This window comes from Mesorhizobium sp. M1A.F.Ca.IN.020.06.1.1 (genome assembly GCF_004023265.1).
In the GTDB taxonomy this organism is placed as follows: Bacteria; Pseudomonadota; Alphaproteobacteria; order Rhizobiales; family Rhizobiaceae; genus Mesorhizobium.
In genome coordinates this window covers 1-10328 of record NZ_RZSR01000091.1, presented here as the reverse complement: position 1 = coordinate 10328, position 10328 = coordinate 1, and the positions used below count along the sequence as shown (strand labels likewise).

Genomic DNA, 10328 nt, shown 5'->3' with positions numbered 1-10328 from the left:
CGCTAACATAATTCGCCAGCAGCGACGCCTCGGGCCATTCGCCGGCATCGGGCCTGACATTGCGGGCGAGCGCCACGGCAAGCGCCGCGCCGTCGTCGTCCCGCAAGGCTTCGTCGTAGGCCGCAGTGCGGCCATAGAACATCTTTGCCAGCTTCTTCATGCGCTTCGGCACGCCGACATCGCTGATGCCGAGTTCCCTCAGCGAATGGTCGACATCGAGGAAGAACTCGTCGATCAGCACCTGAGCGATCTCGGCCGCGGCTCCGCCCTCGCCGCGCAGCCGGTGCTGGATCAGGTACATATGGAGCGACAGCATCTCGAAGCGGCCGAGCGGCGTATCCGGCACATTCCAGTCGGAATAAAACACCGTTTGCCGCGCCGCCGCCACGATTTGTGCGTAGAGCGCCTCGGTGATGGCGCGGTTGGCGTGACGTTCGCGACCAAAAAGGCGCTGGAACATTGAGGGTGGTCTCCCGGGGACCTTTTGTTTGATTTGGCCTTGTTGCATCGGCATGCAAGCTGGTTTACCGGTTTTGCGGCCCAGCGCAAGCTGCGGGGATGTGATGGAGAATTGTTGTTGGGTGCGCTGAAATTCAAGTCGTTTTTCATGCCTGTGCGGGCGGGCGTGGCCACTCTGCTGGTGGCGGTATCCGCGCTTTCCGCCTGCAATTCGTCCAAGATGTTCGGTGATCTGCGTCCGAGCGAGACGCTGACGAAAGGCTACGTCATCGACCAGGCGGCGATCGACTCGGTGCCGGTCGGATCGAGTCGCGAGCAGGTTCTTCTTGCGCTGGGCACGCCGTCGACGACGGCGACCTTCGACAACGAGGCGTTCTATTATATCTCGCAGACGCGCAAGCGCTACGTCGCCTTCGACAACCCGCGCATCGTCGACCAGCACGTGCTGGCGGTCTATTTCGGCGCCGACGGCCGCGTCACCCAGATCGCCAATTACGGCCTGAAGGACGGCAAGGTCTTCGACTTCATCTCGAGGACGACGCCGACGGGCGGCAAGGACCAGAACTTCCTCAGCCAGATCATCAACGGCGCCAGCAAGCTGGCGCCCGGGATCCCGGGCGGCGGCACGCCCTGAGTTCGCTGTCAGCGACGTCCACGGACCAAGACCCGCCGAATCCGCTTCGGCGGGTTTTTTGTTTCGCCGAAACGGCTTGGCCGTAAACAAAACCCGCGGGATCGCTCCCGCGGGTCACTTGGTGCAGAAAGAATGTGGCTCAGCCGTGCGCGAGCACGGCCAGGAGCAGCAGCGCCACGATATTGGTGATCTTGATCGCCGGATTGACCGCCGGGCCGGCGGTGTCCTTGTAGGGATCGCCGACGGTGTCGCCGGTGACCGAGGCCTTATGCGCCTCGGAGCCCTTCAGGTGCTTGACGCCATTCTTGTCGGTAAAGCCGTCCTCGAACGACTTCTTGGCGTTGTCCCAGGCGCCGCCGCCGGAGGTCATCGAGACGGCGACGAAGAGGCCGTTGACGATGACGCCGAGCAGCGAGGCGCCAAGGGCCGCGAAGGCCGAGGCCTTCGAGCCCGAGATCAGGAGCACGCCGAAATAGACGACGAGCGGCGCCAGCACGGGCAGCAGCGACGGGATGATCATTTCCCGGATCGCTGCCCGGGTCAGCAGGTCGACGGCGCGCGCGTAGTTCGGTTTCGAGGTCCCGGCCATGATGCCCTTGTCCTCGCGGAACTGCTTGCGCACTTCCTCGACGATCGAGCCCGCCGCGCGGCCGACGGCGGTCATGGCGATGCCGCCGAACAGATACGGAATGAGGCCGCCAAAGATCAGGCCGGCAACGACATACGGGTTGGAAAGGTCGAAGGAGATCTCGCCCATGCCCTGGAAGTACGGGTACTTGTCGCCATTGGCGGCAAAGAACCTGAGGTCGTTCGAATAGGCGGCGAACAACACCAGCGCGCCGAGGCCGGCGGAGCCGATGGCATAGCCCTTGGTCACGGCCTTGGTGGTGTTGCCGACCGCGTCGAGCGCGTCGGTGGAGTGGCGCACTTCCTTGGGCAGGCCCGACATTTCGGCGATGCCGCCGGCATTGTCGGTGACCGGGCCGAAGGCGTCGAGCGCCACGATCATGCCGGCGAGACCGAGCATGGTGGTGACGGCGATCGCAGTTCCGAACAGGCCGCCAAGCTGGTAGGTGGCGATGATGCCGCCGACGATGACGATGGCCGGCAGCGCCGTCGATTCCAAGGAGACCGCGAGGCCCTGGATGACGTTGGTGCCGTGGCCGGTCACCGAGGCCTGGGCGATCGAATTCACCGGGCGCTTGTTGGTGCCGGTGTAGTATTCGGTGATCACCACGATGAGGCCGGTCACCAGAAGACCGATCAGGCCGCAGATGAACAGGTTCTTGCCGGTGATGACGATGCCGGCGACGGTGCCGACCTCTCCCCAACCGAGAGTGGCCGAAGTAGCGACGGCCAGGCCGACGATCGACAGCAGGCCGGTGACGATCAGCCCCTTGTAGAGGGCGCCCATGATCGAGCCGTTGGAGCCGAGCTTGACGAAGAAGGTGCCGACGATCGAGGTCAGGATGCAGGCGCCGCAAATGGCGAGCGGATAGAGCATGGCGGCGCCCAGCACTGCAGTGCCGCCGAAGAAGATTGCGGCCAGAACCATGGTGGCGACGACCGTCACCGCATAGGTCTCGAACAGGTCGGCGGCCATGCCGGCGCAGTCGCCGACATTGTCGCCGACATTGTCGGCGATGGTGGCCGGGTTGCGCGGATCGTCCTCCGGAATGCCGGCTTCCACCTTGCCGACGAGGTCGCCGCCGACGTCGGCGCCCTTGGTGAAGATGCCGCCGCCGAGACGGGCGAAGATCGAGATCAGCGAGGCCCCGAAGCCGAGCGAGACCAGCGCGTCGATGACGATGCGGTCGTTTGGCTGCAGGCCCATTGGGCCGGTCAGGATGAGGTAATAGATGGAGACGCCGAGCAGCGCCAGGCCCGCCACCAGCAGGCCGGTGATGGCGCCCGACTTGAAGGCGATGTCAAGGCCGGCGGCCAGGCTGTTGGAAGCGGCCTGCGCGGTGCGGACATTGGCACGCACCGAGACATGCATGCCGATGAAGCCGGCAGCGCCCGAAAGCACGGCGCCGATCAGGAAGCCGATCGCGGAGGTGATGGAGAGCAGCCACCAGGCGAGAAGAAGCACGACGATGCCGACGACGGCGATGGTGGTGTACTGGCGCGCCAGATAGGCTTGAGCACCTTCGCGAATGGCGGCGGAGATTTCCTGCATGCGCTGGTTGCCCTGATCGGACGCCAGGACCGATCGTGTCGCCCAGATGGCGTACAGGACTGACAGCAAGCCGCAGGCGATGACGGCGGTAATGATGGTCATTGCCGAATTTTCCTCGATTGATGGCCCAGAAGAACCCCTCCCTGGGCCGTTGGGACGGAGATGAACGCCGCACACGGAATCCACCCCTTGACTAAGGTGTATGCGAAACAGGGCTGGGAACGTCAAGATATTGTTCGGTTTTTGCCCGGCTTTCGCCGGAAAGACGAACGCCGCGACTCACCGGCAGGGGCCGCCGTGCATTTAGATCGATTGCGCGCCGGCAAACGGCGCAATGTCAGTCGGCGCGGCGCAAGCCCGGCAGCTTCAGGGTGCCGAGCGCCAGGAAGCAGAGCACAACGACCGGGAACACGATCCAGTTCAGCATGGTCCAGCCCCAGGCATTGTAGACCGCGCCCGACATCAGCGAGGCGAAGGCGACGGAGCCGAACAGGACGAAGTCGTGGAAGCCCTGCACCTTGCCTTTTTCGGATGGATGGTAGCTCGCGGCGACCATGGCGGTCGCGCCGATGAAACCGAAATTCCAGCCGAGGCCGAGCAGGATCAGCGCGGTCCAGAACTGCCATAGCGCAAGGCCTGAGAGCGCCACCACTGCGCAGGCGATGAGCAGCACCAACCCAATGGCGACGATGCGCTCGGCGCCGAAGCGGTGGATCAGCGAACCGGTGAAGAAGCTCGGCCCGAACATCGCCATAACGTGCCAGGAGATGCCAAGCGTGGCATCGTCGGTCGAAAGACCGCAGCCGACCATGGCGAGCGGCGCGCCGGTCATGACGAAGCTCATCAGCGCATAGCTGCCTACGGCGCAGAACAGCGCCGCGACGAAACGGGGTTGGGTGGCGATCTCGACCAGCGGACGTGCGTCGCTTGCGACGGCTTCGGCGGCGCTGCTCGTCCGCCTGGACGTATGCAGGAAGGAAAGGATAATCGCGCCTATGGCGGCCAGCACCAGGATGGAGGCGAAGGATCCGGCAAACATCACCGGGGCCAGAAGGTCGCCGGTGTAGATGACGATCTGAGGCCCGAGGATGGCGGTGACGATGCCGCCAGCCAGCACGAAGGAGATGGCGCGCGCCTTGAATTGCGGCGGCGCGTTGTCGGCGGCGGCGAAGCGGAACTGCTGCACGAAGGCGCCGCCGACACCGATCACGCCTAGGCCAAAGGCGAACAGCCAGAAGCTCGCCTGAAAGAGCGCGAGCGTCGCGATCAGCCCGCCGAGGGCGGTGACGATGGTGCCGGTCATGAAGCCGCCGCGATGGCCGAGCCGGCGGATGATGGCGGCCGCCGGCAGGGCGCCGAGCGCAACTCCAAGGTTGAAGCCGGTGACCGGCGCCGTCGCCAGAGACTTGTCGGGGCCGAGCAGATATTGGCCGGCAAGCGCGCCGATGGAAATGGCGATCGGCGCGGCGGAACCGACGATCGCTTGCGCGGCCGCGAGGAGCACTGCCGTGCGGCGCGCTTCCCTGCCGGCGTCAGCGACGACTGCCGTGGCGGTCACGATGCGTCCTTGCCGCGACCCTCGCCCCGTACCCGGCGCGAGACACGGTCGAGCAGGGCGTTGACCAGCTTCGGCTCGTCTTCCTCGTAGAAGGCCTTGGCGATGTCGACATATTCCGACACGATCACGGCCACGGGCACGTCCTCGCGCTTCATCAGCTCATAGACGCCGGCGCGCAGGATGGCGCGCAGCGTCGAGTCCAGCCGCGACAGCGGCCAGTCGTCAGTCAGCGCCTGGCGGATGATCGGATCGATGGTCTTCTGGTTCTCGACGACGCCGGTCAGGATGGCGCGGAACCACTGCGGGTCGGCCTCGCGATAAAGTGCGCCGTCGACTTCCTTGCCGAGGCGGAAGGCCTCGTATTCGGCGGTGATCTCGAAAACACCGCTGCCGGCCACGTCCATCTGGTAGAGCGCCTGGACGGCGGCAAGACGGGCGGCACCGCGCTTGTTGGCGTGGCGCGCCGCACCGGTCTGGGCAGGATCGCTCACGATTGGGCTCCGAATTTCTCTTTGAGCGCGATCATGGTCAGCGCCGCGCGGGCGGCAAAGCCGCCCTTGTCGCCTTCGGTGCGCTTGGCCCGCGTCCAGGCCTGCGCATCGTTTTCGGTGGTCAGGATGCCGTTGCCGATCGCGACCGCTTCCTGCACGGAAAGATCCATCAGCGCACGGCTCGATTCATTGGCGACGATGTCGAAATGATAGGTGTCGCCACGGATGATGGTGCCGAGCGCGACGAAGCCGTCATAGTGTACGCCGCCCTCGCCGGCACCGTCCAGCGCGAAGGTGATGACGGCCGGAATTTCGAGCGAGCCAGGAACAGTCACGACGTCATAAGTGGCGCCGGCCTCGTCCAGCGCGCTGGTCGCGCCTTCGAGCAGCGCGTCGGCGAGGTCGTCGTGGAAACGCGCCTCGACGATAAGCAGATGCGCCTTCGCCTGCGGACGAATGAACGCTTTGCCGTGTTGGGATATGCCTGCCATAAACGTCTCCGGGGGTTGCCGGTGACTTAGGCCGAAGCCGGATCGATCGCAAGCACAAGATTGCCGCCCGACACAGCATCTCCCGACAGGTCCGGATCGCAAGCCGCGCGATCTTCCGGGGCTTTCTTCAGCTAGCGGGCAAAGCCTCGATGTCGAGATCGATGCTCGAGGGCCGATCACCCGCTCAAGCTTCAGTCCGACGCCTTCGAACAGGCGGGCATATTGTGCCCGCGTCCGCTCGAGGCCGCCTGTAACCGCCAGCCTGACCACATCGATGAATTTGATCTGATCGGGCTCGTTGTTCTTTGATCACTTAGACGTTGCCAGCCGGGGCGCCGCAGATCGCGTGAGCAGAAGGGAAGCTGAGGCGCCGGCGCGACGTGGCGCCTCAGCGATCCGCGCCGCCTCCCCGGAACCGGTCGGTTTCGCTCAAAGCCCCTGTTTCGCCGCCTCGGCGAGGCGCGCGGCATACCGGGCCATGGTATCGATCTCGATGTTGACGCGGTCGCCAGCCTGGCGCTCGCCCCAGGTAGTGACGCTCAGCGAGTGCTGGATCAGAAGCACATCGAAGCGCGTAGCTTCGACCTTGTTGACGGTAAGCGAGGTGCCGTCGAGCGCGACGGAGCCTTTCGGCGCGATGAACTTCGCCAGGTGACGCGGCGCCTCCAGCGTGAAGCGCACGGCATCGCCCTCTTCCCTGCGCTCCACGATTTTCGCCGTGCCGTCGACATGGCCGGAGACGATATGGCCACCGAGCTCGTCGCCGATCTTCAGCGCCCGTTCGAGATTGATCCTGGTGCCCGATTTCCAACCGGATGCAGTCGTCAGCCTGAGCGCCTCTTCCCAGGCTTCCACCTCAAACCAGCGCGCGTTCGAGCCGTTCTCGGGCAGCGCCGTTACGGTCAGGCAGACGCCGCCGCAGGAAATCGAAGCGCCGATCGCGATCGTTTCCGGGTCATAGGCCGTGTCGATGCGCAGGCCGACGCCTTCGCTGAGCGGCTTCACCGAAGCGACAGTGCCGACATCCGTAACGATTCCCGTAAACATCAGATCGTGTCTTCCAGTTTGACCATGCTCTTATCCGAAAACCATTTCCCACTTTTTGGGATCATGGTCTTACCCACTCGGCATAGCTGTCCTCGCCGAAGCGCATCTCACGCAATTTGCGGAATCCCGGCGCGATATGCGCAGCGTCGATCGGCGAGGCGATACCATCCTCGCCGATCGCCTCCGGTCCCTGGAACAGGACGATGCGGTCAACGAGGTCTTCCGCCAGGAAGGCCTCGGCTACCTTGGCGCCGCCTTCGACCAGCACGCTCGCCATGCCGAGGGCTGCAATATCCTCGAGCAGTTCCGGCAGGGCTACTTCGCTCTCGTAAGTTTCAGTGCCGATGAAGTGCACGCCCGCGCGTTCGAGCGCAGCCCGCCGCTGCGGGTCGGCCTCGGCGCATGCCGCGACATAGAGCGGGACACGATCCACCCCGGAAACGAGCTTCGACGACTCCGGCAGCCGGATCTGGCGATCGAGGATGATGCGAGCCGGGGAGCGGTTCTCCAACCCCGGCAGGCGCACGGTCAGCGCCGGGTCGTCCTCCAGCGCAGTGCCGATGCCGACGAGGATAGCGTCGGCCTCCGCGCGCATAAGATAGACTTCGCGCCTGGCGATCTCACCCGTGATGGCGACCTGGCCGGCGCCTTTGCGGCCGATCTTGCCGTCGCTCGAAAGCGCAAGCTTCAGCGTCACTTCGGGACGTTTCTTCAAAGATCGAATCAGATAGCCGGCCATCTGCTCGGCGGCCTCTGTGGCGAGCACCTTCTCCACGACCTCGATGCCGGCGGCGCGCAGCATGGCGTAACCCTTGCCGGAAACGCGCGGATCGGGATCGCTTGCCGCGCCGACGACGCGCGCAATGCCGGCATTGACCAGCGCGGCGGCGCAAGGCGGCGTGCGGCCGTGATGGGCGCAGGGCTCAAGCGTCACATAGGCGGTGGCGCCGCGGGCCAGTTCGCCGGCCTCGGCCAGCGCCTCGGTCTCGGCGTGCGGCCGGCCGCCGACAGCAGTGACGCCGGTGCCGACGATCATCGGGCCGGCGCCGTCGTCGCGCACGATGATGGTGCCGACGGAAGGGTTGGTCGCGGTGCGGCCGGCATTGCGGCGCGACAGCCGGATGGCCGCCGCCATGAAACGGCGATCAAGGGCTGCTTGCTCGGCCCCGCCCAATTGAGCTTTCGCCATGATCAGCCGGCGTCCTCTTCGGTCTTTTCTTCATCGCCCTTCAGTTCGCCCAGCAACTCGTGGAAATCCTTGGCTTCACGGAAATTGCGATAGACCGAAGCGAAGCGGACATAGGCGACGTCGTCGAGCGATTTCAGCGCCTCCATGACGAGCCGACCGACCTCGCCGGAGGCCACTTCCGTCTCGCCGGAGCTTTCGAGCTGGCGCACGATGCCGGTCACGGCGCGATCGATCCGCTCGGGGTCGACATTGCGCTTGCGCACCGCGATCTCGACCGAGCGCAGCAGCTTGTCGCGGTCGAACGGCACCTTGCGGCCGGACTTCTTGATGACGACGAGATCGCGCAGTTGCACGCGCTCGAAGGTGGTGAAGCGGCCGCCGCAGTCCGGACAGACGCGGCGCCTGCGGATCGCCGCGCCATCCTCGGCGGGACGCGAATCCTTCACCTGCGTATCTTCGGACTGGCAATAGGGGCAGCGCATGGAGAGCCTTGGGTTTGCGATTCAGAGCATGATCCCGAAAAGTTGCAGACTCTTCGGAGAAGATCATGCTTCAAAAACAAAATCTTAGAGCGAGATGGCGATTCAAGGAAGCGTCATCTCGCTCTGGTGAGCGGAAGGCTTGGAGCCTTTCATTTCTCAGAGATAGCGAGGCGCGAGAAAGATTGCCAGCGCCCTGCCCCTGTCGTGCCCGGTCGGTTCAGGGCGCGACGTCCTTGGTCGGGAATCCGCAGGACGTGCCGAGGTTGCGGTAGGCCTTGGTGAAGCCGTCCATCGGAATGCTGGCGACGGTCTGCTTGCCAAAAACAACATCGAGCGAGGTGACTTTGCGCATGGCGCGCAGCAGAGCGAGACTTGTCTTCGCCTGGTTGTCGACCGTCCAGCTGGGACGACCGCCGACGGCATTCGAATAGACTTTCGCGGAAACCTTGATGCCGGGGTCGCCGAAGGTCGCCGCGATGTCCTTGCCGGTCGGCAGGTCCTTGTTGTCGACGGCGATCATGATGGCGGGATAGGCATCCGGCGGCAACGCGTCGCCGGTCGAGATCGACAGCGTTAGCGTGCCAGCATTGCCGATGCCGTCGACGAAAGCTGCGGAGGCCGCGCAGGTCTTGTGCGCATCCTGCCCGGTGTCGAGCGTGTCGATGATCGTGGTCCATCTGCCGAAGGTGTTTGTGGCCGGCAAATTCGAATCCGGCTGCGCCTGCTCCTGCCCGGCCGCGCCGGACACGGCGAAACCGGCCAGCGAGCCGACCAGGGCCAAGGCGGCAAGATGGAAAATGCGCATCATCAAGTCTCCAGTTCGCGACGCCGCCCAATCAGGACGGCGCACTGCCGGCGGATAAAAGATGACGCGCGGCTTCCGGTCAACCGAGATAAGGATAGAGCGGGAAGCGATCCGTCAACGCCGTGACTTTGGCCTTGACCGCAGCCTCGACTGCCGCATTGCCCTCGTCGGAATTCGCCGCCTTCAGCCCGTCCAGCACCTCGGCGATCAGCTTGCCGATCTCGCGGAACTCGGCCTGGCCGAAGCCGCGCGTGGTGCCGGCCGGTGTGCCGAGGCGAACGCCGGAGGTGACGAACGGCTTTTCGGGGTCGAAGGGGATGCCGTTCTTGTTGCAGGTGATGTTGGCGCGGCCGAGAGCCGCCTCGGCGCGCTTGCCGGTGGCGTTTTTCGGGCGCAGGTCGACCAGCATCAGATGGTTGTCGGTGCCGCCCGACACGATGTCGAGGCCGGTTTCCTGCAGGCTCGAAGCCAGCGCCTTGGCGTTGGCGACGATGCTCTCGGCATAGGCTTTGAAGCTCGGCTTCAGCGCCTCGCCGAGCGCCACCGCCTTGGCCGCGACGACATGCATCAGCGGGCCGCCCTGGAGGCCTGGGAAAACCGCCGAGTTCATCTTCTTGGCGATCTCCTCGTCGTTGCACAGGATCATGCCGCCGCGGGGCCCGCGCAGCGACTTGTGCGTCGTCGTGGTCACGACATGCGCATAAGGCAGCGGCGACGGGTGCATACCGCCGGCGACTAGCCCGGCGATATGCGCCATGTCGACCATCAGATAGGCGCCGATCGAATCGGCAATCTCGCGGAAACGCTTCCAGTCCCAGATGCGCGAATAGGCCGTGCCGCCGGCCAGGATCAGCTTCGGCTTCGTCTCATGCGCGGTCTTCTCGATCGCGTCCATGTCGAGCAGGTGGTCGTCCTTGCGCACCCCGTAGGAAACGACCTTGAACCATTTGCCGCTCATGTTGACCGGCGAGCCATGCGTGAGATGGCCGCCGG

11 protein-coding genes are annotated in these 10328 nt (G+C 64.9%); 1 reads left to right on the top strand and 10 read right to left on the bottom strand.

Translation table 11 applies throughout. The features are described from left to right. A partial coding sequence (locus tag EOA60_RS06655) for a ubiquinol-cytochrome C chaperone family protein (RefSeq protein WP_128311165.1) occupies positions 1–460 on the bottom strand: 460 nt, incomplete at its 3' end. A gap of 117 nt (positions 461–577) precedes the next feature. Between EOA60_RS06655 and EOA60_RS06650 the strand changes: the two genes are divergently transcribed. Continuing rightward, positions 578–1093, top strand: coding sequence for an outer membrane protein assembly factor BamE (locus tag EOA60_RS06650; RefSeq protein WP_067000750.1), 516 nt, complete (start codon positions 578–580; stop codon positions 1091–1093). Positions 1094–1232: 139 nt separating this feature from the next. Here the strand turns inward: EOA60_RS06650 and EOA60_RS06645 are convergent, their stop codons facing one another. From EOA60_RS06645 to glyA, 9 genes are all read right to left on the bottom strand, one after another. Next, the gene (locus EOA60_RS06645) at positions 1233–3374 is read right to left on the bottom strand and encodes a sodium-translocating pyrophosphatase (RefSeq protein ID WP_067330052.1); all 2142 of its coding nucleotides are present in this window, start codon (positions 3372–3374) and stop codon (positions 1233–1235) included. A gap of 235 nt (positions 3375–3609) precedes the next feature. Further along, on the bottom strand, positions 3610–4830 hold the full coding sequence (locus EOA60_RS06640; protein ID WP_095824738.1) for an MFS transporter: 1221 nt from the start codon (positions 4828–4830) through the stop codon (positions 3610–3612). After that, the gene (gene nusB, locus EOA60_RS06635; RefSeq protein ID WP_095824739.1) at positions 4827–5321 is read right to left on the bottom strand and encodes a transcription antitermination factor NusB; all 495 of its coding nucleotides are present in this window, start codon (positions 5319–5321) and stop codon (positions 4827–4829) included. The genes EOA60_RS06640 and nusB overlap by 4 nt, the downstream gene beginning before the upstream one ends. Continuing rightward, positions 5318–5812 carry a 6,7-dimethyl-8-ribityllumazine synthase gene (ribH, locus tag EOA60_RS06630; RefSeq protein ID WP_067000738.1) on the bottom strand — a complete coding sequence of 165 codons (495 nt, stop codon included), beginning with the start codon at positions 5810–5812 and terminating at the stop codon, positions 5318–5320. The genes nusB and ribH overlap by 4 nt, the downstream gene beginning before the upstream one ends. A gap of 429 nt (positions 5813–6241) precedes the next feature. Next, entirely contained in the window at positions 6242–6859 is a 618-nt protein-coding gene (locus EOA60_RS06625) for a riboflavin synthase (protein ID WP_095824740.1), read from the bottom strand. Positions 6860–6920: 61 nt separating this feature from the next. Further along, positions 6921–8048 carry a bifunctional diaminohydroxyphosphoribosylaminopyrimidine deaminase/5-amino-6-(5-phosphoribosylamino)uracil reductase RibD gene (ribD, locus tag EOA60_RS06620; RefSeq protein ID WP_164893997.1) on the bottom strand — a complete coding sequence of 376 codons (1128 nt, stop codon included), beginning with the start codon at positions 8046–8048 and terminating at the stop codon, positions 6921–6923. Positions 8049–8050: 2 nt separating this feature from the next. Then, complete coding sequence (gene nrdR / locus EOA60_RS06615) at positions 8051–8530, bottom strand: transcriptional regulator NrdR (protein ID WP_059184872.1); 480 nt, start codon at positions 8528–8530, stop codon at positions 8051–8053. Positions 8531–8747: 217 nt separating this feature from the next. Continuing rightward, on the bottom strand, positions 8748–9335 hold the full coding sequence (locus EOA60_RS06610) for a hypothetical protein (RefSeq protein ID WP_095824860.1): 588 nt from the start codon (positions 9333–9335) through the stop codon (positions 8748–8750). 79 nt (positions 9336–9414) lie between these two features. Then, on the bottom strand, positions 9415–10328 hold a 914-nt coding region (gene glyA / locus EOA60_RS06605; RefSeq protein WP_164899205.1), incomplete at its 5' end, for a serine hydroxymethyltransferase.